At 69.1% G+C, this 21924-nt stretch carries 17 protein-coding genes and 3 pseudogenes; 12 read left to right on the forward strand and 8 right to left on the reverse strand.

Annotated elements, in window-relative coordinates; all coding sequences use genetic code 11:
- Together H4N64_RS24700 and H4N64_RS24705 are read left to right on the forward strand one after the other, a co-directional pair.
- A partial coding sequence (locus H4N64_RS24700; RefSeq protein ID WP_186284607.1) for a flotillin family protein occupies positions 1-1335 on the forward strand: 1335 nt, incomplete at its 5' end.
- Between the two features lie 79 nt (positions 1336-1414).
- Positions 1415-6310, forward strand: coding sequence for a DNA repair ATPase (locus H4N64_RS24705; protein WP_186284608.1), 4896 nt, complete (start codon positions 1415-1417; stop codon positions 6308-6310).
- A 19-nt stretch (positions 6311-6329) separates the two neighbouring features.
- Here H4N64_RS24705 and H4N64_RS24710 read toward each other — a convergent pair whose 3' ends face one another.
- Positions 6330-8282, reverse strand: a complete 1953-nt coding sequence (locus H4N64_RS24710; RefSeq protein ID WP_186284609.1) for a potassium channel family protein — start codon at positions 8280-8282, stop codon at positions 6330-6332.
- Positions 8283-8404: 122 nt separating this feature from the next.
- Between H4N64_RS24710 and H4N64_RS24715 the strand changes: the two genes are divergently transcribed.
- The 5 genes from H4N64_RS24715 to nhaA all read left to right on the forward strand — a co-directional run bounded on the left by H4N64_RS24715 (position 8405) and on the right by nhaA (position 14477).
- Entirely contained in the window at positions 8405-9784 is a 1380-nt protein-coding gene (locus H4N64_RS24715) for a TrkH family potassium uptake protein (RefSeq protein ID WP_336246796.1), read from the forward strand.
- Complete coding sequence (locus tag H4N64_RS24720; protein ID WP_186284610.1) at positions 9777-10496, forward strand: potassium channel family protein; 720 nt, start codon at positions 9777-9779, stop codon at positions 10494-10496. The genes H4N64_RS24715 and H4N64_RS24720 overlap by 8 nt, the downstream gene beginning before the upstream one ends.
- 130 nt (positions 10497-10626) lie before the next feature.
- A complete protein-coding gene (locus H4N64_RS24725) occupies positions 10627-11037 on the forward strand; it encodes a hypothetical protein (protein ID WP_186284611.1) in 411 nt (136 codons plus the stop codon).
- Positions 11038-11388: 351 nt separating this feature from the next.
- Positions 11389-12921 carry an amino acid carrier protein gene (locus tag H4N64_RS24730; protein ID WP_186284612.1) on the forward strand — a complete coding sequence of 511 codons (1533 nt, stop codon included), beginning with the start codon at positions 11389-11391 and terminating at the stop codon, positions 12919-12921.
- A 257-nt stretch (positions 12922-13178) separates the two neighbouring features.
- Positions 13179-14477 (forward strand): Na+/H+ antiporter NhaA, encoded by a 1299-nt coding sequence (nhaA, locus tag H4N64_RS24735; RefSeq protein ID WP_186284695.1) that lies wholly within the window; start codon positions 13179-13181, stop codon positions 14475-14477.
- A gap of 60 nt (positions 14478-14537) precedes the next feature.
- Here nhaA and H4N64_RS24740 read toward each other — a convergent pair.
- Positions 14538-14804: pseudogene (locus H4N64_RS24740) on the reverse strand (transposase); the annotation flags it as partial.
- 494 nt (positions 14805-15298) lie between these two features.
- On the opposite strand from H4N64_RS24740, the gene H4N64_RS24745 reads away from it, so the two are divergent.
- A complete protein-coding gene (locus H4N64_RS24745) occupies positions 15299-16243 on the forward strand; it encodes an MIP/aquaporin family protein (protein WP_186284696.1) in 945 nt (314 codons plus the stop codon).
- Positions 16244-16295: 52 nt separating this feature from the next.
- Here the strand turns inward: H4N64_RS24745 and H4N64_RS24750 are convergent.
- Both H4N64_RS24750 and H4N64_RS46860 read right to left on the reverse strand, forming a co-directional pair.
- Positions 16296-16379, reverse strand: a pseudogene (locus H4N64_RS24750) (IS5/IS1182 family transposase); the annotation flags it as partial.
- A gap of 28 nt (positions 16380-16407) precedes the next feature.
- Positions 16408-16986: a hypothetical protein gene (locus H4N64_RS46860; RefSeq protein WP_186284614.1), complete on the reverse strand. Its 579-nt coding sequence runs from the start codon at positions 16984-16986 to the stop codon at positions 16408-16410.
- A 26-nt stretch (positions 16987-17012) separates the two neighbouring features.
- On the opposite strand from H4N64_RS46860, the gene H4N64_RS46865 reads away from it, so the two are divergent.
- Positions 17013-17258 (forward strand): BBE domain-containing protein, encoded by a 246-nt coding sequence (locus H4N64_RS46865; RefSeq protein WP_186284615.1) that lies wholly within the window; start codon positions 17013-17015, stop codon positions 17256-17258.
- A gap of 77 nt (positions 17259-17335) precedes the next feature.
- Here H4N64_RS46865 and H4N64_RS46870 read toward each other — a convergent pair whose 3' ends face one another.
- Positions 17336-17626, reverse strand: coding sequence for a DUF2180 family protein (locus H4N64_RS46870; protein ID WP_418896293.1), 291 nt, complete (start codon positions 17624-17626; stop codon positions 17336-17338).
- A gap of 293 nt (positions 17627-17919) precedes the next feature.
- On the opposite strand from H4N64_RS46870, the gene H4N64_RS45470 reads away from it, so the two are divergent.
- Positions 17920-18279: a zinc metalloprotease gene (locus H4N64_RS45470; protein WP_260859953.1), complete on the forward strand. Its 360-nt coding sequence runs from the start codon at positions 17920-17922 to the stop codon at positions 18277-18279.
- A gap of 173 nt (positions 18280-18452) precedes the next feature.
- On the forward strand, positions 18453-18806 hold the full coding sequence (locus H4N64_RS45475; protein WP_260859965.1) for a CBS domain-containing protein: 354 nt from the start codon (positions 18453-18455) through the stop codon (positions 18804-18806).
- A 186-nt stretch (positions 18807-18992) separates the two neighbouring features.
- Here the strand turns inward: H4N64_RS45475 and H4N64_RS24775 are convergent, their stop codons facing one another.
- Both H4N64_RS24775 and H4N64_RS24780 read right to left on the reverse strand, forming a co-directional pair.
- Positions 18993-19565, reverse strand: a complete 573-nt coding sequence (locus H4N64_RS24775) for a GDSL-type esterase/lipase family protein (RefSeq protein WP_186284617.1) — start codon at positions 19563-19565, stop codon at positions 18993-18995.
- Between the two features lie 30 nt (positions 19566-19595).
- On the reverse strand, positions 19596-20090 hold the full coding sequence (locus H4N64_RS24780) for a hypothetical protein (protein WP_186284618.1): 495 nt from the start codon (positions 20088-20090) through the stop codon (positions 19596-19598).
- Between the two features lie 769 nt (positions 20091-20859).
- Here H4N64_RS24780 and H4N64_RS45480 point away from each other — a divergent pair.
- A pseudogene (locus tag H4N64_RS45480) lies at positions 20860-21424 on the forward strand (potassium transporter TrkA); the annotation flags it as partial.
- A 332-nt stretch (positions 21425-21756) separates the two neighbouring features.
- Here H4N64_RS45480 and H4N64_RS24790 read toward each other — a convergent pair.
- Positions 21757-21924, reverse strand: coding sequence for a hypothetical protein (locus tag H4N64_RS24790; protein WP_186284620.1), 168 nt, complete (start codon positions 21922-21924; stop codon positions 21757-21759).

A 21924-nucleotide genomic window follows, 5' to 3' on the forward strand; every position in this document is an offset into this window, starting at 1 on the left:
GTGGAGCTGGAGCGGCGGCAGGCGGACGCCGAGATCAAGCAGCGGCGCGAGATCGAGACCGTACGGGCCCGCGAGGAGGCCGAGACGGCTCGGGTGGTGGAGGAGGAGCGGCTGCGGGCGCAGGGCGCCTTCCTCAAGACCGAGGAGCAGCTCGGCGTCCAGCGCGAGAACCAGGCCCGCGAGGTGGCCGTCGCCGCCAAGAACCGCGAGCGGGTCATCGCCATCGAGAGCGAGCGCATCGAGAAGGACCGTCTCCTCGAAGTCATCGCCAGGGACAGGGAGACGGAGCTGACCCGGATCGCGGCCTCGAAGGAGGTCGAGGCGGAGAAGCGGGAGATCGCCGAGGTCATCCGCGAGCGGGTCGCGGTGGACCGTACGGTCGCCGAGCAGGAGGAGTCCATCAAGAAGCTGCGCGCCGTGGAGGAGGCGGAGCGGCAGCGGCAGTCCGTGATCATCGCCGCCGAGGCCGAGGCGCAGGAAAGGCTGGTCAAGGACATCAAGGCCGCGGAAGCCGCCGAGCAGGCTGCCGTGCACCGTGCCGCCGAGGAACTCACCTTGGCCGAGGCCCGGTTGAAGAGCGCCGACTTGGACGCGCAGGCCAAGCTGCGGCTCGCCGAGGGCATTCAGGCGGAGGCGGCCGCCGAGGGCCTGGCCGCCGTGCAGGTACGCGACAAGGAGGCCGAGGTCATCGAGAAGGCGGGCCGTGCGGAGGCCGAGGCCACCGAGGCGCGGATGCGGGCCGAGGCGGAGGGCTCCCGGGCCAAGGCGCTCGCCGAGGCCGAGGCCATCGGCGAGAAGCTCAAGGCGGAGGCCGCCGGTCTCACCGAGAAGGCCGCGGCGATGGCGGCGCTCGACGAGGCGTCCCGCAGCCACGAGGAGTACCGGCTGCGGCTGGAGGCCGAGAAGGACATCCGGCTCGCCGGGCTCGACGTGCAGCGGCAGGTGGCCGAGGCGCAGGCCTCGGTGCTTGCCACCGGTCTGGAGAACGCCGACATCAACATCGTCGGCGGGGAGTCGGTCTTCTTCGACCGCCTCGTCTCCTCGATCGCGCTGGGCAAGGGTCTCGACGGGTTCGTCCAGCACTCCGAGACCGCCCAGGCGCTCGCGGGCCCCTGGCTGGACGGCACGGCGAGCTTCACCGACGACTTCGGCCGGATCCTCGGCCAGGTCTCCACGGCCGATGTGCAGAACCTGACCGTCTCCGCGCTGCTGATGAAGCTCATGAAGACGGGCGGCGCGAACTCCGGACAGTTGCAGCAACTGCTGGACAAGGCGGGTGAGCTGGGTCTCGCCGACGCCTCCCTCGCCGCCCTCAACGGCAGCACCAAGGGCTGACCGTCGCACGGTCCGGAGCCGCCGAGCAGGGGACGGCGGCTCCGGACCGCGTTCTTCCTCCGACCTCCTGAGGGGACCCATGAGCACCGGCCTGGACACAAGCACGTACGAGGTGCTGCGCGAACGGCTCACCGCGCAGGCCGCCGAGCTGGCCCGCCGTGCCGAGGCGCTCAACGCCCGCCGCACCGAGGAGTTCGGCTCGCTGCGGCTTGAACTCACCGGCACCGAGCGGTTGCGCACCGAGCACAATTGCGTGCCCCGTGACATCGTCGCCGTCGGTGACGTGCTGCTCTTCGGCCACAACGTCTTCCTGGGACTGAAGCCGGAGACGAGCGTGGGCGACGTCTTCGCGCTGCACGACCGCGAGCTGAACCGACTGCCCGACGACGCCGTACCCGGCCTGCTCGACGACCCGGTCTTCCGGCGGGAGTTCACCGCCCTCTACCGCTACTACCGCCAGGCCCACCTGCTCCAACTCCGGCGTGCCGACGGAAAGTTGCTGGCCGTCTTCCAGACCGGTGAGAGAGCCGAGGACATCCGCGTCCTGCGCTGGACCCTGTCCGACGACGGTCGGGCCCGCTTCCTCGACGCCCGCGGCGAACGCGACCATGTCTTCCCGCCCTCCCATGACTTCGAGTGGCGTGCGACGACCCGTGAGGACCACGTCCTCGGCCGGCACCCGCACGTCTGCGTTGAGGGCGAGGTCTTCGTCGAGACGATCAGTGGCACGCTCACCATCAAGGTGGAGGACAACACCGAGACGGGCGAGGGCATCTATGCCGAGCCGGTGGCCGAGCCGCTGCAGACCCTCGCCGACGCCGACATCGCGTACGCGCGCGTGGGCGCCCTGATGCTGCTGCGGATCCGCCCCTACAAGGAGGACGCCCACCGCTACCTGGTCTTCAACACCCTCACCAGGACCGTCGTCCGCCTCGACGGCATCGGGCAGGCGTGCCGACGCCTGCCCGAGGACCAGGGCATCGTGTTTCCCGGCGGCTACTGCCTGGCCACGGGGACATACAAGACGTTCGACGCCGTCGACACCGCAGACCTGGAGTTCATGCGTGCGGTCCACTCCCCGAACGGCGAGGACGTGCTGTTCGCCTTCCACGCGCGCGTGGAAGGCCGCAGCCTCCTGCTGCCGTACAACATGATCCGCAAGGAGGTCAGCACCCCGCTGTCCTGCCACGGCTGGGCACTCTTCGGCGACGGCTCACTCGTCGTCCTGCGCGCCGACAGCGATGAGCCGCAGCGAGTGCATCCCGTGCAGCTGTGGACATCCCCGTACGTCTCCGACACGCACGCCGCCGCCCAGCCTGTCGGTACCGGCCCGCTCGCCCGGGTCGGCAACGCCGACCTCGTCCGCGGCATCTCCGACTGTCTGTCCCTCACCCGCGCCGTCGCCGAGACGACCCCGACGACCGAGGTGTACGAGGCCCTGGTCACGGCCTGCGTCCGGACGGCGGACTCCTACCACTGGCTGACCGAATTCGAACTCGGCGATCTACACGCGCCATTGGAGCAGGTCCGGGCCACGGCCGAGCAGGTGCTGGCCGAGTTCGAGACCGTCCAGGCCCTCACCCGGCAGGCCGCCGACGCGCTCGCCGAGGCCGCCGCGCGCGTCGCGACGGTCGTACGGCGGCTGCGCGGCGAGGCCCCGCGGGATGCCGCCGCGTGGGTCTCCGGGCTGACCGAACTCCGGCATGCCCAGGGGCACTTGCTGACGCTCAAGGACCTGCGGTACGCGGACACCGCCCGTATCGACGAAGTCACCGCCGGCGTCGAGGCCGACCTTGCCGCCTTTGGGCAGCGGGCCGTCACCCACCTCGCCCGCGAGGACGCTTTCGCCGGCCACCAGGCCGATGTCGAGCGGCTCGTCACAGACGCCGAAGCGATCTCCACCGTCGCCGAGGCCGCGCCCGTCGCCGCCCGCCTCGACGAAGTCGCCGACGGGCTGCGAACGGTCACCGAGGTCGTCGCCGGGCTCGGCATCGGCGACGCCACCGTCCGCACCTCCATCCTGGAGCGGATCGCCGAGGTCCTCGGCGGCGTCAACCGCGCTCGCGCCACGCTCGACGCCCGGCGCCGCGAACTGCTCGACCGCGAGGGACGAGCCGAGTTCGCCGCCGAGTTCGCGCTGCTCGGCCAGGCTGTCACCGGCGCGCTCGCAGCCGCCGACAGTCCGGAGACCTGCGACGAACAACTCGCCCGCATGCTGGTGCAGGTGGAGAATCTCGAGACGCGGTTCGCCGAGTTCGACGACTTCCTCGCCGAACTCGCGGACAAGCGTGACGAGGTCCACGAGGCGTTCTCCTCCCGCAAGCAGACCCTCGCCGACACCCGCGCCCGGCGCGCCGAGCGACTCGCCGATTCGGCGGCGCGTGTCCTTCGGACAGTGGCCCGGCGTGCGGCCACGCTCACCGACGCGGACGCCGTCGCCACGTACTTCACCTCCGACCCGATGACCTCCACGGTCCGCCGTGTCGCGGACGAACTGCGTGAACTCGGCGACCAGGTGCGGGCGGAGGAGCTGGAGGGGCGGCTGAAGTCCGCCCGTCAGGAGGCCCTTCGCTCCCTGCGCGACCGTACCGACCTGTACACCGACGACGGCCGCACCATCCGCCTCGGCAGCCACCGCTTCGCCGTCAACACCCAGCCCCTCGACCTCACCCTGGTCCCGCACGGCGACGGCCTCGCCTTCGCCCTGACCGGCACGGACTACCGTTCGCCCGTCACCGATCCCGACTTCGCCGCCACCCGCCCGTACTGGGACCACCCCCTGCCGTCGGAGTCGCCCGAGGTCTACCGCGCCGAACACCTCGCGGCCCGCCTGCTGGACGAGCACGGTCCGGCAGCCCTGGCCGAGGCCGACCTGCCCGCCCTGGTCCGCCGAGCAGCGGAGGCAGCGTACGACGAGGGCTACGAGCGAGGGGTCCACGACCACGACGCGGTACTGATCCTCACGGCGCTCCTGCGCCTGCACGAAGGCGTGGCCCTGCTGCGCCACGAGCCGGCGGCCCGGGCCGCGGCTCAGCTCTTCTTTGCGCACGGCACGACCGCCGACGAGCGCGCGTCGTGGACCCGCCGTGCGGTGTCGCTCGCCCGCGCCCAGGAGACCTTCGGGCTCGCCCCCGCCATCACCGACTTCGAGAGGGAACTCGCACAGGCGATCGGCGTCCGGGCCGGAAAGAGCTCACCACCGATCTCCGGGCACACCGACGAGGCGCTTGCCGCCGCCTACCTCTTCGAGGAGCTGACCAGCGGCCCCGACGGCTTCGTCATCAGCGCCCACGCCCGCACACTGCTCGACAAGTTCCGCCGTACCGTGGGAACTTCGGCCTACGACGACGACCTCGCCGCCCTCAGTGACCTGCCCGCCCGCAGGCAGCTCGTCGAAGCGTGGCTGTCCTCGTACACCTCCGCCACCGGCCTGGAGATCGCCCCCGGCGACCTGGCCGAGGCGGTGGCCGCCGAGCTCTGCCCGGACCTGGCCCGCTACGAGTCCGAGGCACCGCTCACACAGACCGTGCAGGGACTGCTCGGCGCCCACCCGAGCATCAACGACCGTACGCTCACGATCCGCATCGATGAATTCCTCGCACGCACACGGGAGTTCCGTGCCCACCAGGTACCCGGGCACCGCGATTATCAGCGCCGCCGCACCGCTCTGGTGGCCGCCGAGCGCGCCCGGATCCGTCTGGACGAGCACCGGCCGCGGGTGATGTCCGCGTTCGTGCGCAGCAGGCTCATCGACGAGGTCTACCTCCCGCTGGTCGGCGACAGCCTCGCCAAGCAACTCGGCACCACCGGCGAGTCGAAGCGCACCGACACCGGCGGCCTGCTCCTGCTCGTCTCCCCGCCGGGCTACGGCAAGACGACGCTCATGGAGTACGTCGCCGACCGACTCGGCCTGATCCTGGTCAAGGTCAACGGCCCGGCGCTGGGTCACAGCGTCACCTCGCTCGACCCTGCCGAGGCCCCGAACGCCACCGCCCGCCGGGAGATCGAGAAGATCAACTTCGCTCTGGAGACGGGCAATAACACCCTCCTCTACCTGGACGACATCCAGCACACCTCGCCCGAGCTGCTGCAGAACTTCATCCCACTGTGCGACGCCACCCGCCGTATCGAGGGCGTGCGGGACGGCGAACCGCGCACCTACGACCTGCGCGGCAAACGGTTCGCCGTCTGCATGGCCGGCAACCCCTACACCGAGTCCGGCAGCCGCTTCCGCGTCCCCGACATGCTCGCCAACCGCGCCGACGTGTGGAACCTCGGCGACGTGCTGACCGGCAAGGAGGACGCCTTCGCGCTCAGCTTCATCGAGAACGCCCTCACTGCGAACCCGGTCCTCGCGCCGCTCGCCGGCCGCGACCGCGCCGACCTGGACCTGCTGATCCGTCTCGCCCAAGGCGACCCGACGGCCCGCGGCGACCGGCTGAGCCACCCCTACGCCCCCGCCGACCTGGAGCGCATCCTGGCCGTCCTGCGCCACCTGCTGACGGCTCTCGAGACGGTCCTCGCGGTGAACGCCGCGTACATCGCCTCGGCGGCCCAGTCCGATACCACTCGGACCGAGCCGCCCTTCCAACTCCAGGGCTCCTACCGCAACATGAACAAAATCGCCCAGCGCATCCAACCGGTCATGAACGACACCGAACTGGCGGCCCTGATCGACGACCACTACTCGGCCGAGGCCCAGACCCTCACCACAGGCGCCGAGGCCAACCTCCTGAAACTGGCCGAACTGCGCGGCACACTCACCACCGAACAGGCGGAACGCTGGGGCAAGTTGAAGGCGGCCTACGTACGTACGCAAACCCTCGGCGGCCCCGAGAGCGACCCCCTCACCCGCGCCGTCGCCGCCCTCGGCCTCCTCGCGGACCGCGTCTCCGCCGTCGAGTCGGCGATCACCCGGGCCGCCGACCCGCGCCATCTGATGGCCAACCCCGCCGCCCGCCACCGAGCGCCATGAATCATCCCCCCCAGCAGCCCTACGGCGCGGCAGGGTGCGGACGCGGATGGCGACGGAGGAGTTCAGCGAGACCCTGACGGGTGGCAGCCAGGACGACCCGGTCCTCGGGCCGCAGGACGTATCCGGGGTGCAGGTCCCAGACCAGGCCAGGAGGGCGTTCCTCGTCGTCGGCCGGATGGGCCGCCGCAAGGTCGGGGCGGCGTTCAGCGGGGGCGGCGGCGTCCAGGGCCAGGATGCGCCAGGCCCCGGGGCGGAAGGCTTCGGCGACGGTACGGCCCTCCAGCTGTGGGTGCCCCGCGACCACGACGGCGGCGAAGAGCAGAACCTTGCGTTCGACGGGGATGGCGCCGAGGATCTGACGGCCCATCATCGCGCTGGCGAATGCGGGGGCCGCGAGGCTGGAGACACTACGGCTTCGGGTGAGAGCGTGCGGGTGGGCGGCGCGCAGGGTGCGGTAGACGGCGGTGGCGAAGTCGTCGTCGTACAGACGCAGGGCGACCCGCAGGTCCGGCTCGACCGAGCGGGCGTACAGGGCGGCTTCGAGATTGATGGTGTCGTTACTGGTGAGGGCGAGCAGGGCGTGCGCGCGATGGATCTTCGCGGCCTCCAGGACGCCCTCCTCGGTGACGTCTCCGATGACGGTGGGAATACGGAGGCGTCGGGCGACCGGAACACCGCGCGCCTCGGGATCCATCTCCACACAGACCACCGGGATGTCGAGCTCCTTCAGCCGGCCCAGCACACGAGTCCCGATCTTGCCGAGGCCGAGCAGGACGACATGGCCGGACAGGCCACGCGATGGGCGGCGCAGGGCGGAGGCGCTGCGGAAGGTGCCCAGGCCCTCCAGTACGGCAGCGGTCATCACCGGCAGCAGCAGCAACCCGGCAAGACCGGAGAGGAGTTGGATGATCTGACGGCTGAGAGGTTCGCCGATCGCCGGATCGTCGATGGCGAACAGGTCGAGCAGCGTTAGGTAGACGGCGTGCACGGGGTCGCCCCCGGTGGTCAGCCAGGAAGCGACGGCGAGACCCAGGACGCAGGCGATCAGGCCGAACAGCGACCAGCGCAGCCGCCGCGAGAACAACTGGCCGAGAGAGGCGCCACGGTTGGCCAGCCGTCCCGGCGGCAGTACCGGCCCGGTGTAGGAGACGGCTTCCAGCACCACGGTCCCGCGCCCGGTGGCCGCGGTCACCGCATCCCCGTCCGGCAGGAGTTGGGGTCCTTCGGCGCCGCTGCGGTCCGAACCCTCCGTCCCCGCAGGGTCGTTGTCTGTGGCCGACAACAGCGCAAGGGTGCACAGGCCCGGGTCGGTGACTCCGCCGCGCCCGGGCGGGGTGCGTTCCACGGCTCGCAGCAGCAGCCCGTCCGCCTGGACGACCTTGCTGGTGCCAGCGACCGCGGTGGCGGCCAGCGCCGGGGCGGCCGTGTCCGCGTCGGAGAGGACAGTCGTGGAGGTGTCCAGGGCCACGGGGTCCAGCCCTGCCACGGCTGCGGCCTGGTCCAGAAGTTCCTCCAGGTGCTGGCCGAGCTTGCGGTTGTACAACCGGATCACCAGCCGCACCTGCGGATTGAGACGCCGGGCGGTCAACGCCGTACGGATGTTCACCTCGTCGTCGCCGTGCACGAGCGCGACCGCGGCGGCCCGCGCCACCCCGGCCGCGGCCAGCACCTCGCCGGTCACCTCCCGGGCCTCCACGACCTGCCCGTCATCGACGGCAGGAGCGGCATCCGGCGAACCCGTCATCGCCGCCCGACCGAGGAGCGCCGACGCCCGGGTCCGCCCGGCCGGCGGAGTGTGCATCGGCGACACTCCGGCCCGGCTGGGGGCGACGAGCGTCACCTGCTCGCGATATACCTCGCGCAACTCGTCAGCCAGCCGAAGAGCCAGCCCGTCATCACCACAGACGATCATGTGCCCGCTGGGGCGGTCGGGCGGCAGCTGGCGCGGCAGGGAAGACATGAAGATCACCATGCCGCAGACCGGCAGCTGGTTCCATCCCTACAGGTATGGTGTGCGGCCGGGATCTTGACGAAGGCTTCACGCAAACGGACGAGGACTGCGGCGGTCACGGCAGACGGGGAAGGGAACAGCGGGTGGCAGGACTGATGACACGGGCGCGGTCGCTGCCGTCGAAGTTGGCCGCGCATCCCGCTCGTGCGCTCGTCGTGGCCTTCGCCGCCGTCGTACTCGCCGGTGCGGTGCTCCTTGCGCTCCCGATCGCCTCCGAGGAACGTGCGGCGACCGGGTTCGTGACCGCACTGTTCACGTCCACCTCCGCTGTGTGTGTCACCGGTCTGGCTGTCGTGGACACGAGCACCTACTGGAGCGGCTTCGGTGAGGGCGTCATTCTCGCTCTGATCCAGGTTGGCGGCTTCGGCATCATGACGATGGCCTCGCTGCTGGCGCTGCTGGTGTCAGGGCGCCTGCGGCTGCGGATGCAGCTGACGGCGCAGGCGGAGACGAAGAGCCTCGGCATCGGAGACGTGCGCCGGGTGCTGCTCGGGGTCGCGGGCACCACGCTGATCGTCGAACTCGCGGTGGGCGCGATTCTCGCCCTGCGCTTCCGGTACGGATACGGCGAGAGCATCGGAGACTCCGCGTACCTGGGCTACTTCCACGCCGTATCGGCGTTCAACAACGCCGGATTCGGGCTGCACGCCGACAGCATCACCCGCTACGCCTCGGACGCGTGGGTCATGCTGCCGATCGCCACCGCCGTGATCCTGGGCGGCATCGGCTTCCCCGTCCTGCTGGAGCTGCTGCGCCACCGCAACCGGCGGCGTACGACCGGACGGCGCAACTGGACCCTGCACAGCAAGCTCACGCTGATCACCACCGCCGTGCTGTTGGTCACCGGCACGCTGCTGACCTGCCTGCTGGAGTGGACCAACACCGACACCCTCGGCCCGCACTCGACGGCGGACAAGCTCCTCAACAGCTTCTTCCACTCCGCGATGTCCCGCACGGCTGGCTTCAACGCCGTCGACGTCGGGGCAATGCAGTCCTCCACGCTGCTGATGACCTGCGTGCTGATGTTCATCGGCGGCGGCAGCGCCGGAACAGCGGGCGGCATCAAGGTGACCACCTTCGCCGTCCTGCTCGCCGCGATCATCGCCGAGGTGCGTGGCGAGCCCAACTCCGCGATCTTGGGCCGCCGTCTCGCCCCGCATGTGCTGCGCCAGGCGCTGACCGTGGCCTTGCTCGGCATCGGCCTGGTCATCGGCTCCACGCTCCTTCTGCTCACGCTCATGGAGGAACGTTTCGAGGCGGTGCTGTTCGAGGTGGTGTCCGCGTTCGGCACCGTGGGCCTGTCCACCGGCATCACCGGGGACGTCCCGACAGCGGGCCAACTGCTGCTGATCGGACTGATGTTCGTCGGCCGCCTCGGCCCCATCACCCTGGTCTCCGCCCTCGCCCTGCGCGAGCGCACCCGCCGCTACGAACTGCCCGAGGAGCGACCCGTCATTGGTTAACTACCTGCACTCCCTGCGCCAACGGCGCCGCAAGCGCGTCACGGAGACCCACGCCCCCGGCCGCGACCAGCGGGTCGCTGTCATCGGCCTCGGCCGTTTCGGCTACTCCCTCGCCAACGAGCTGATGCGGCGAGGCTGGGACGTCCTGGGCATCGACACCGATCCCCGCCTGGTTCAGAAGTACAGCGACCACCTCACCCACGCCGCCGTCGCCGACTGCACCGATCCCGAAGCCCTGCGCCAGCTCGGCGTCCACGAGTTCACCAGCGCCGTCGTCGCCATCGGTACGGACATCGAGGCGAGCATCCTGGTCAGCTCCAACCTGCTGGAGGCCGAGGTACCCAACATCTGGGCCAAGGCCATCAGCCGCCAGCACGGCCAGATCCTCGAACGCCTCGGCGTCACGCACGTCGTCCTGCCCGAGCACGACATGGGCGAACGCGTCGCCCACCTGGTCACCGGCCGCATGCTCGACTTCATCGAATTCGACGACGACTACGCCCTGGTGAAGACCGTCGCCCCGGACATCGCCACCGGCATCCCGCTGGGCCAGAGCCAGGTCCGCAGCAAGTACGGTGTCACGGTCGTCGGCATCAAACGCCCCGGTGAGGACTTCACCTACGCCACCGCCGAGACCGTCGTCCAGAAGGGCGACGTCATCGTCGTCACCGGCAAGACCCACGCTGTGGAGACCTTCGCCGAACTCAGCTGAGACTCCGATACGGCGCGTGACATCGCGTTGCACGAGCCGCACAAGAGCGAGCCTCGCTGACTCGCGGCCCCATCCCCGTTGTATGGAAGCCTCGCAAACGGCGTACCTGCCACGGATGAAGGGATCGGCCATGGAGTGGCATCCGCTGCGCACCTCCGGCCTTCGGCCCGTGCCCGAGCCGGTGGCGACGCCCTTCGTCTGGACGGCCGCCTTCGTCGGCTCATTCATGCTCATGGCCGCACTGAGCGGTGTCGACGGATCGTCGGGGCCGACTATCGGCCTGGCGGCACTGTGCGTATTCGCGGCGCTGCTGGGCCTGCCCGCCCGCTTCACCGCGGCCCCCGGAACGGCCCTCGTGTGCTGGATGTTCCTCAACGGCTTCATCATCGCCCCGCGTGGTGAACTCTCCTGGCAGGGCCACCCCGACGCCGCCCGGATCGGCCTGCTCCTCGGTGCCGCGTTCGTCGGCACGCTCCTCGCACGGATCATCAACGCCGCCGGCGCCCATCGCCGTGTCACACCGGGCCGAGAACCGGAGTGAGACGGACGGGACCCGTTCGATATAGATGTCCGATGAACGGACCATCGTGCCCGGATAACGGTCCGATCTCGCTCGCTGGCACTTTCGAAGATTACCGAGAGCGATGTGAAATGGATCACTAAAGAATCCGTAAAGGCGTGGTAGAACAACGCAACTCCGCAGGTGGCCCCACCCCTCGCCGCCGCGCGGAAGGCCGGTGTACCAGCCGGCTGCACGACCGAGGTGATCACGTTCCGCGTCCGCGGGCGCGTCACCCTGGATCGCCGATCGGACAACGGCGTTCGCTCAAAGAACCGCACTTCTTTCCGGCGCAGGCTCATGCGCCGGTCCCGCGCCACCGAGGTAGCCACAGTGTCACTCGACTCCATGACCACGTCCGTCGACGAAGCAGTCAGCGGATTCTTCGAACCCATAGCCACCTGGCTCGGGGAAGTCGTCTTCTACTCCGTCCCTGTCGGAGGGACGGACCTCCCCCTCATCGTGGCCTGGCTCGTGGTCGCGGGTCTCGTCTTCACCGGCTGGTTCGGATTCGTGCAGCTCCGCAAGTTCCGGCTCGCCCTCGACGTGGTGCGCGGGAAGTACGACGAGAAGGGGTCGGCCGGCGAGGTCAATCACTTCCAGGCACTGACCGCCGCCGTCTCCGGCACGGTCGGCCTCGGCAACATCGCCGGTGTGGCCGTCGCCGTCTCCATCGGCGGCCCCGGGGCCACCTTCTGGATGATCCTGTGCGGCCTGCTCGGCATGGCCACCAAGTTCGTCGAGGTCACCCTCGGTGTGAAGTACCGCGAGGTGCATGCCGACGGCACTGTGTCCGGCGGCCCGATGCACTACCTGCCCAAGGGCCTCGCCGAACGCTTCGGCGCGGGCGGCAAGAAGCTCGGCAAGGTCCTCGCGGTCCTCGCCTCCGCGATGATCCTTTTCTTCGGCCTCTTCGGCGGCAACCTCTTCCAGGTCAACCAGTCCTACGCCCAGCTCGTCTCCGTCACCGGCGGCGAGGACGGGATGATGGGCTCCTCCGCCGGAGCCCTGCTCTTCGGCCTGCTGGTCGCGGCCCTCGTCGGCATCGTGCTGCTCGGCGGCATCCGCTCCATCGCCAACGTCACCAGCAAGCTCGTCCCGGCCATGGCCGTCATCTACATCGCCGGCTGCCTGGTCGTCATCCTGGTCCACGTCACCGCCGTCCCCGCCGCCATCGGCACGATCATCGAGGGAGCCTTCAACCCCGAGGGCGTCGCCGGCGGTGTCCTCGGCGCCCTGATCATCGGCTTCAAGCGAGCCGCGTTCTCCAACGAGGCCGGTCTCGGCTCCGCCCCGATCGCCCACTCCGCGGTCAAGACCAAGCACCCCGCCAGCGAGGGCCTGGTCGCCCTGCTGGAGCCGTTCATCGACACCGTCGTCATCTGCACGATGACCGCGCTGACCATCGTCATCGCCAACCCGGCCAGCTGGGCCGCGGCCCGCACCGACCAGTCCATCGGCGGCGTCACGATCACCTCCGACGCCTTCGAGACGGTCCTGCCCTGGTTCCCGTACATCCTCACCGTCGCGGTGATGCTGTTCGCCATCTCCACCGTGCTGACCTGGGGCTACTACGGCCTCAAGGCGTGGACGTACCTCTTCGGCCGCAGCAGGGCCAGCGAGCTGACGTACAAGGTCCTCTACACCGTCTTCGCCGTCGCAGGGTCCCTGCTGACCCTGCAGACGCTGATCGACCTGGCCGACGCCGTGCTCTTCATGCTCGCCGTCATCAACATCATCGGCCTCTACCTCCTCGCCCCGGTCGTCAAGCGCGAGCTCAACTCCTTCTTGGAGTTCGTCCGTGCCCGCAAGGCCGGAGAGATCGAGGAGGACGATGACCAGGAGTCGGTGAAGACCACCGTCTGACCGCCCCCGCGGCCCGGCTCCTGAGCGGGCCCGTGCACACCTTGCGCCTTGGTGTGCACGGGCCCGCTCGTCATGCCTCCTCCTCGCATTTCAGCAGGTAAAAGGGCATCTGGCGGTATACAGAGGTGGCCAGTTAGGGTGTTAAGAACGCGTCAGCGTCAGCCCATGAAGGGCTGCGGCGGACGCGCGGTGTGCCGGGAAGTCTGGTCGGCGTCAGGGGCTCGTATGCCCACATGCCGATCCCGGAGGTCTTCCTGATGGCTGCCGCGCCGCGCGAGCGTTCCCCCTTCCTCGGTCTTCTGCCGCTGCCCGAACGCACGGCCGTGGCCCAGGCGTTGAGGACGGAAACGGTCGGCGGGCTGGTTCTGCTGGTCGCCGCCGTGGTGGCACTGGTGTGGGCGAACACTCCATGGGCCGACACCTACGAGCGCATACGCGATTTCCACTTCGGCATACCGGCACTCGGCCTGGACCTCTCCATCGGACACTGGACCGCCGACGGCCTGCTCACCCTCTTCTTCCTCGTCGCAGGCATAGAGCTCAAGCGTGAACTGGTCGTCGGCGAACTCCGTACCCCCGCCACCGCTGCCCTGCCGGTCATCGCAGCGATCTCGGGCATGATCGTCCCCGCCGCGTTCTACGCCGTCACCGCCTCGGCGGGAGGCGGCAGTCTCGACGGCTGGGCTGTGCCCATGGCCACCGACATCGCCTTCGCCCTGGCCGTGCTCGCGGTACTCAGCACCCATCTCCCCGCCGCACTCCGCGCCTTCCTGCTCACCCTCGCGGTCGTCGACGACCTCGGCGGGATCCTCGTCATCGCCATCTTCTTCACCAGCGACCTGAACTTCGCAGCTCTCGGCGCGGCGTTCGTCGGCCTTTTCATCTTCTACCTGCTCCAGCGGCTCCGTGTCCGCGGCTGGTGGTGGTACGGCCCCCTCGGCATCGCGATCTGGGCACTGATGTACAACGGCGGCATCCACGCCACGGTGGCCGGCGTGGCCATGGGTCTCATCCTGCGCACCACCCGCGACAAGGACGAGGAACTCTCCCCCGGCGAACGCACCTCCCACCTCCTGCACCCGGTATCGGCAGGCGTCGCCGTACCCCTCTTCGCACTCTTCGCCGCCGGCGTCGGCGTCTCGGTCGCTTCGCTGGTCGATGTGTTCACCCAGCCGGAACCGCTCGGCGTGGTCCTGGGCCTCGTCGTCGGCAAGACCCTCGGCATCTTCGTCGGAACGTACCTGGCCGCACGCTTCACCCGCGCCCGACTCAACCCCGAACTGGCCTGGGCCGACGTCTTCGCGCTCTCGGCGCTGGCCGGCATCGGCTTCACCGTCGCCCTGCTGATCGGCGAACTCGCCTTCCCCGACCCGGTCGCTGCCCAGCCCGTCAAGGCCGCCGTGCTCATCGGTTCGCTGACCGCGGCAGGGCTCGCCGCGATATTGGTCAAGCGGCGCAACGGCATCTACCGCCGCCTGTACGAGGAGGAGACCCGCGACGAGGACCACGACGGCATCCCCGACATCTACCAGCGAAGCACCGCCACTGAACGCTGAGACGAAAGGAGGCGGGCGTTGTGGACCCCTCTGTGATCACAGTGGCGATCATCGCCGCCGCCTCCAGTCGATGCGCCCGCGCACCGCAGCGGCCGCCTGGCGGTCCGACAGGCCCTCCACGAACTGCAGCACCGACACGAGCGCCAACTGACGGGGTGGCCAGGCGGGTTGACCACGCAGCGGGAACAGATCCACGAAGTCCTCATCGGCAAACAGCCCGAGCGCTTCCCGGATCCGCATGCACAGACAGCCCTTCGGGAACGCCAGCCGGGCCACCTCGGCGGTCTGTGCCGGAACCTCATCCGGAAGGCGTGGACGCAGCGACACCTCGATCACCTCACGCTCGCGCCCCCACGCCGTTCCGGACATCATCCCGCCGCCGCAAGGTCATTTGGCGACCACCGCCGAATTCACCAACGGTGTCCTTCATGTGACGCGATCTCTTGTACGCGTCGACACAGCACCGTTTCTAACGCTCCGCCGAGGATCAACAGCTCCATAACCGCCTCCCTCATCAAGATGGGCCCGCGTCGCACAGTTGCAGCGCCGCTGGGACGCGCGAGATGAGCACTGTTCGACCTGCAACATTTTGGTGGAGCGACGGGTCCCGCACAGGAGCCTCGCAATAAGGGACTCCCTGGGATCGCGTATTCATATCCAAATGGACGCTCTCGGCTCGCTGCGGCCGGGCCGCCACGGTACCCATATGGAGACGCTCCACCGTGCGGCACGCGACGAAGCCCAGACCGTGTTCCGGCGTGCTGCTTCGCGAAGCGGACAGTCGCGTTGAACACGACCGGACGAATGCCTGGGAGGATCACATGGCTGTGGAGATCCCGCCTCTGGTGAAGCCCTCGCGGCTCAGGCGCCGCGCGGGCCTGTGGGGCGAATGCCTGTCGGAATTTCTGGGCACGTTCGTCCTTATCTCTTTCGGTTGCGGCGTGGTGGCCATGACGGTCGCAGCGCTGCCTGGTTCCGGCCGCACCTCGAACCCCACCACATTCTTCCTCAGTGCTGGGGACTGGCTGCTGATTACTTGGGGCTGGGCCATGGCCGTGATGTTCGGTATCTATGTGGCCGGCGGGATCAGCGGGGCGCATATCAACCCGGCCGTAACTCTCGCGTTCGCGGTACGCCGCAAATTCCCCTGGGTCAAGGTCCTCCCGTACTGGGTGTCACAGGTGGCCGGTGCCCTCGCCGGAGCGGCGCTGGTCTACGCCGTGTACCACGACGCGATCAATGCGTTCGACGACGCCGTGAAGGGGCCCAAGACGGGGGGACACACGCTCGCCTCCTTCTCGATCTTCGCCACCTTCCCGGCCCCCTACTTCCAGGGGGGCAACTGGGGCCCACTGATCGACCAGGTCGTAGGTACCGCTTTCCTGGTCATGCTGGTCGTAGCCGTCATCGACCTGCGCAACACCGCCGTGAAGGCGAACCTCGGTCCGCTGGTGATCGGCTTCGTGGTGGCCGCAATCGGTATGTCCTTCGGGGCCAACGCAGGGTACGCCATCAACCCGGCCCGCGACTTCGGTCCCCGCCTGCTGACCTGGATGGCCGGCTGGAAAGATCTGGCGTTCCCCGGCAGTTCGCCCGGGGCTTTCAGTGCCTACTGGTGGATTCCGATCGTGGGACCCCTTGTCGGTGGTGTGATCGGGGTGCTTGTGTACGACCTGCTCATCGGGGACATCCTGCACATCCGCACACAGCAGGCCATCCCGCCGGAGCCGGGTCGCACCCGCCCCACGACCTCCGACGAGGAGTAGGCCGTGGCGACCCGGTACCGGGTAGCGAAGTCGATGGAGTCACTGAGCGTTTTCAGCGTTGCCTCTCCAGGGTGAGGACAGCTGCGGCGATGGCCGTCATGCGGTTGGGGCTGCATCGGGCCCGGCGGAAGACGCGCGCAGCGGTGGCGGCAACTTCGGCGTCGTCACCCCGCTTCACCTTCCGGCTGCACGAGGTCGGCCCCGTCATCGCCGGTGGCCTCGCCGCCTGGAGCGCGGACCGGGTGGACGACGTGCTCGCGACGTACCGGGAGCTCACCGCCTCCGCTCCGCGCGAGCTGACGGCTGTGGCGATCGTCCGCCTCGCGCCGTCCGCGCCGTTCGTCCCGGACGAGTGGCATCTCAAGCCCGTCGTCGGTCTGCTCGTGTGCCACAGCGGCACGAGCACCGAAGCCGACCTCGCCCCGCTCCGTGCCCTCGGAGAGCCGGTCTTCAACCTCATCGGTGCGAAGCCCTACGCAGCCCAGCAGTCGATGCTCGACGCGATGGAGCCCAAGGGGCTGAACCAGTACTGGAAGGCCGAGTTCCTCCGCGGCCTGCCGGGTGAGGACCTTCCCACGTTCCGGGACGCCGCGCTCGACGTCGCCTCGCCCTTGTCGTTCTCCGTCATCTTCCACCTCGCCGGCGCGCTGATCGAGACCGACGACGGCGGTGCCGTCGGCAACCGAGAAGCACGGTTCCTCAGCGGCTTCTCCGGAGTGTGGCCGCCGCAGGCCGACGGACACCGCATCGTGGGCGCGGTTCGCAAGGGATGGAGCAGATCCGGCCGTTCTCGACCGGCGGGAACTACGTCAACTTTCAACTGGCCGAGGACGACGTCAACAGAACCGCCGACGCATACCGGGGCACCTACGAGCGACTCCGACAGATCAAGGCGCGGTACGACCCCGACAACCTCCTGCGTGTCAACCGCAGCATCCGTCCGAGTGGGCCGTCCACTCTCCAACGCCACGCGCCCGCAGGGTCACATCGCACGGTGCGGACATCGCGGCACTGAGGAGAGACCGCACGCCACGGCGATGCGGATGCCCTCCGTGCGAGAAGGGCGGAAACCATCGACTGCGGGCTGACAAGTCAGCGCGACTCCTCCGCCGCACGGCACGCCGGGCAGGTCAATCGCCGAGCCGGCTGGTCATGTATCACCTTGCCCGGCTGGGGCGGCTCGCGTACCTGAGCCGTCTCCGAGCGCACGTGCTCGGTGCAGACAGCAGCACCGCACAGCCAGCAGACGGCTACTGCCTCCGAGGTGTGCCCCAAGCGCACGCATTCATAGCAGTTCATGGCCGGACCTCTCAGCCGAGGGCCTGACGGCCTGCTGTGGACCGACGGGCGCTGCCCACGCCACCCCCGCCACGACCCATGCATGGTTCGTGGGTACTGCTCGGAGTCCCCCGGCAGCAGCTCCGCAAACGTGGTTGTCACACTCCCCGTCCGGCGCCGCCCGCACTGTTTGCGGTTCAGTGCACCATGCAGAGCGAACTGGCAGCGTGGTCGAGCCTTTTCCTGCAGCGCGGGACACCCGGTATTCGCTCCAGGCGCCACCCTCCGCCTTCAGGGGACGGTTCCGGCGCGAAACGGGGCGCTGCCCAGCGCCCGGGAGGTGAGGAGCTTCGCCGTCCTGCCGCGGGTTACCCGGACCCCGCAGTGGAGGTGAGCCCATGGACGCGACGCTTTCCCTGGGACGCGTCGCAGGTATTCGCGTCGGAGTGCACTGGAGCGTCCTGGTCATATTCGTGCTCGTCGCGGCCGGACTGTCGGAAGGCCCCCTGCCGGACGCCCACGGCGAACACCCGATCTGGGCGTACTGGAGTGTCGGCCTGGCCACCGCTGCCGTCTTCTTCGTATCCCTCGTCGCTCACGAGATCAGCCACGCTGTCGTGGCGGGGCGCAACGGTGTGCCTGTGGACGGCATCACGCTGTGGCTGCTGGGCGGCATCGCCCGGCTGGGAGCGAAGCACCATCGCCGGACGCGGAGCTGCGCATCGCCGGAGTGGGGCCGCTGGTCAGCCCGCTCCTGACGGCCGCAGGTCGGCCTCTCGGCTGGATCCTCGTCGGAGTGGGCCTGTAACTCTTGTTCATGGGAGCATTCTGGCTGGCCGTCATCGACTGGTTCCTCATTGCCGCGGCGAGCGCCGAGGATCGCCAGGCCAGAATGCGGGAGCTTCTCTCCGGAGTCGCGGTACCCGACGTGATGACCCCGGATCCGCTCGCCGTGCCCGCCGGAGCGAGCGTCGCCGACTTCCTCGGTGATTCCACGCTCCGCTTCCTTCACTCGGCATTCCCTGTTGTCGCCGAGGACGGTCGGCCGGTGGGCCTGATCACATCACCGTGCACCAGGCCGGGAACGTGCCCTTGGGGACCAGGAGGCCACGAAGCTGGGTTCCCCTCCTGGTGCCCATCGCCGATCTGCCCAGGGCCATGCCGAAAGATACGTTGGCCCATCTGCTGCCTGAGTTGGATGCCAGTCCCCTCCGTCGGGCCAGCGTTCGGTCCGACGACGGCGGCCTGGCCGAAATCGTCACCTCGTCCGACATCAGCAGCATGACCACGTGGCTGACATCCACCTCGCCCTGGCGGCGGTCGGCCGCGTCGCCACGGAGAGGAGGGTAGTTCCGACATTCGGGAGACGGCTGAGCCGCAACGCCGGAGCGGACGACCGCGGTTTCTGCGGCGCGGTGACCACCACCGCATGGCTGTCGACTCCGAGGAACCGTTTCGTGCCGACATGCGGTCAGCGTGCTGTTGCGGGCAGTGCCTGCTGATCGGCGAGGGCGATGGCCAGTCCCCCGGCGTCGGTCGGGTGCAGTGGAGCGCGGTCAGCGGCCCCCTGTACACATGGCTGGTCGCTGCACAGCTCATGTCCTGCGAAGTTCGGCTTCACCGTGGTGAAGCCGGTGGTCTCGGCTCCCTGTCGCAGGACGGCGTTGAGTGCCGTCAGCCGTGAGCGCAGGACCTGCACCTTCTGCTGGGTGAGACCGTCTTTGCCCAGGCAGTCGACGTCCGGGCCGAAGGGGTCGTAGTACTCGCTGACCAGTACAGCCGGACGGTGTGGGAGGGCGGCCAGGTTGTGCAGGAGCCTTCGGTAGTCGAGTGCGAACCGGGCGAGGCGGTTCTGGAAGAACGCAGTGGAGGCACGGTCGTCGCAGGACGGGGCGGCCGCGCACAGCCTGACCAGGTCCGACCAGCGCACGTCGTTGGCCCCGACACTGACGATGACGACGGACGCGTCTGGGGGCCCGCTGCGCCTGGGCGAACTGCGGCGGAGCCACCTGGCTGCCGAGGATCTGCACGCCGAGGACGCCATCGCGGATCGTGGCGCCCGAACAAGCGAGGTTCAGCACGCGCCAGTCGTTGGCACGGGCGAGTGTCCGGGGGAAGGCTCCGCACTGCGCCGGCAGGCCCGGTCCAGTTCGGTGGCGTCGGGCAGGGGGCGGTTGCCGGTACCGGCAGCCGTCGAGTCGCCCAGCACCACCGCCCGCACGTCGCCCAGCGGCGGGCCTTCGGCCCTGGGAACCGGGGCCAGGGGGCTGTCGCCGACCAGATCCTGCAGCGACCGTACGTTGCGCAGTACCCGAGGGGTGTCCGAGGCCAGCAGATAAAAGCCGACGGCATTGATCACGGCCACCAGGACGACACCCCCGGCCAGCACACGGACGGTCCGGCCCGGCGGCATGCGGCGCATGCCCGTCCAGGCTGCCAGGGGGAGCAGCATCAGCCCCGCGGCCACCGCCGTCTCCCACAGCCCGTAGCGAACCCATCCCCACGCAAGCTTCCGGCCCACCTCCAAAGTGAGCCGGTCGTGGTCGCCCGAGCGCAGTAGCTCGGCCACCTCGGCGTCCTCATCGATGTGCCTCAGCTCCAGCCGGGGCCTGATCGGCCCGTCGAAGTTCGGCCGGGTGGGATCTTCTGACCGAACAGGTCGAGCTGTCCTGGACCCGACAGGTTCCACTCCAGCGTCGCAGCGCCCACCCGCACAGTCTGACCGGCCGCCGACACCGGTTGCAGCGGAGTGATCCGTACCGCCAGCCACACCGCTGCCAGCGCCAGAGCCGAAATCCCAAGGGCGTACAGAACCGCCACCGCCAGGCGACGCCGTACACCCCCACGTAGCGCTGGTCGTCTCCGCCTCAAATTCGCCGCTCCCATCCAGAAGTGGCTGGAGGATGCGGTCGGACACCCCTCATGTCAGCTGCGGGGCACTCTGCTTTCGGCCGACCGTAACCTGTCACATAGCGCCACTCCATGGACAATCACACATATCGCAATGAAACATTCATTCCGGGCATCGAATTTGCGGCTCATACGGCATATGCGATGCACCTGGCTCGGTCTCCAGGCCTGAACTGCGTGCTGCCCTGCGTTCGTCCGCCTGCGATTCGAGCATCTGTACAGCCCTCGGCCGCCCCCGCTACGTTGATGATCAGAATCGGGCTCGCCGACGCGTTGGTGGCTGGGTCGCGCGTCTCCTCGATGTGCCCAATGGAGACATCGGTGTCCTACCGCTACCTGCTGCGTGTCGCAGGGTCGGCTTCTTCCCCTTGGGATTCCTTGCCCGCCTGCCCTACGCGACCTCAGCCCGCTCCACCCTCACCCTGCCCGTAGGCCGCACCAACCTGGAAGCAACCCTGTACGCGCGCTCCGAGAAGCCCGACCTGCGGGTAGCGCTGCGCCTGTACGACGACTTCGCCGCCGGCGCCTACCGCACCCTCGCACCGTCCACCCCAGAGCCCTCACCGCAGCCGCAGGGTTTCCACCCTTACTGCCCCCACCTTCGCCGAAGCCATGATGGGCCGCCAGGTCCTCGGCATACCTGTCGAACGCCGTGTACTGCTCTTCGCCGCTCTGAGGCTCGCCGGGCACACAGCTGGAGGGATCACGATCGCCGAGTCCTTCCGCTCAGGAGCCTGGCGCGTTCTGACGCTCGACACGGCCGAACCCAACGAGCGCCCGCCTGACCCCGCCGCCACACCGACGCATGACGACGCAAACCGTCCCGGCGGACTCGCCTGGGATCTCCACCCCGGCTATGCCCTGCGGCCCCAAGACCGGGTACTACTCGCCGCGCCACGCCAGGGGCGGGCCGAACTCCTCGGCCGACAGCCGCAATTCCGAGTACGAACCACCGACGCACAGTACTCCATCGCCATCGGCACGCGGCTGTGAGGAGTTGCGTTTGGTGTGGCGACAGCCGCCCCGTCACTTCCGGAGGCTATGGTGACGAGCCCGGCGCCCAGGGCGGAACCGATGCCAGGAACCAGGAACTGGATCAACAACTCTGGCCCCCGCAGAAACCCCAGGCCGACCCCAGTCACATTGATCGCAATCGCCAGGCCCCACATCGCCCCGGCCTGTGTTCCCGGCGGAATCCCCCGCATTTTCACTGGTACTCACATTCTCTCCCTCGGTCCGGCTGCCGGCCGAGGTGACACGACCGGGGACAGGCGGTCGATCGCCCGTCCCCGGCCACAAACTCCGTCAGTGCCTGATGCGGCGGGTCAGCCGGCTCGCCGCTCGACGCCCCAGGCCAGCAGTGCCGCCCCGGTGGCGATCCAGAAGCCCGGTGCGCCCGCCTGCGCGTCCTCCACGAAGGTCATAGCCGTCGCGATGACCGCCACGGTTGCCGCGGTGACGAAGAGCAGCAGAGATGCCGCTTTTCTTCTCAT

Origin of the sequence: Streptomyces cupreus, from assembly GCF_014257025.1 — a bacterium.
GTDB classification, from domain to species: Bacteria; Actinomycetota; Actinomycetes; order Streptomycetales; family Streptomycetaceae; genus Streptomyces; species Streptomyces cupreus.

Bases quoted from the DNA above. Each gene is read 5' to 3' on its own strand.
- H4N64_RS24705 (WP_186284608.1), top strand. From the start codon at position 1,415: ATGAGCACCGGCCTGGACACAAGCACGTACGAGGTGCTGCGCGAACGG.
- H4N64_RS24710 (WP_186284609.1), bottom strand. From the start codon at position 8,282: ATGGTGATCTTCATGTCTTCCCTGCCGCGCCAGCTGCCGCCCGACCGC.
- H4N64_RS24725 (WP_186284611.1), top strand. From the start codon at position 10,627: ATGGAGTGGCATCCGCTGCGCACCTCCGGCCTTCGGCCCGTGCCCGAG.
- nhaA (WP_186284695.1), top strand. From the start codon at position 13,179: ATGGCTGCCGCGCCGCGCGAGCGTTCCCCCTTCCTCGGTCTTCTGCCG.
- H4N64_RS24745 (WP_186284696.1), top strand. From the start codon at position 15,299: ATGGCTGTGGAGATCCCGCCTCTGGTGAAGCCCTCGCGGCTCAGGCGC.
- H4N64_RS46865 (WP_186284615.1), top strand. From the start codon at position 17,013: ATGGAGCAGATCCGGCCGTTCTCGACCGGCGGGAACTACGTCAACTTT.
- H4N64_RS46870 (WP_418896293.1), bottom strand. From the start codon at position 17,626: ATGCATGGGTCGTGGCGGGGGTGGCGTGGGCAGCGCCCGTCGGTCCAC.
- H4N64_RS45470 (WP_260859953.1), top strand. From the start codon at position 17,920: ATGGACGCGACGCTTTCCCTGGGACGCGTCGCAGGTATTCGCGTCGGA.
- H4N64_RS45475 (WP_260859965.1), top strand. From the start codon at position 18,453: ATGACCCCGGATCCGCTCGCCGTGCCCGCCGGAGCGAGCGTCGCCGAC.
- H4N64_RS24775 (WP_186284617.1), bottom strand. From the start codon at position 19,565: ATGGCGTCCTCGGCGTGCAGATCCTCGGCAGCCAGGTGGCTCCGCCGC.
- H4N64_RS24790 (WP_186284620.1), bottom strand. From the start codon at position 21,924: ATGAGAAGAAAAGCGGCATCTCTGCTGCTCTTCGTCACCGCGGCAACC.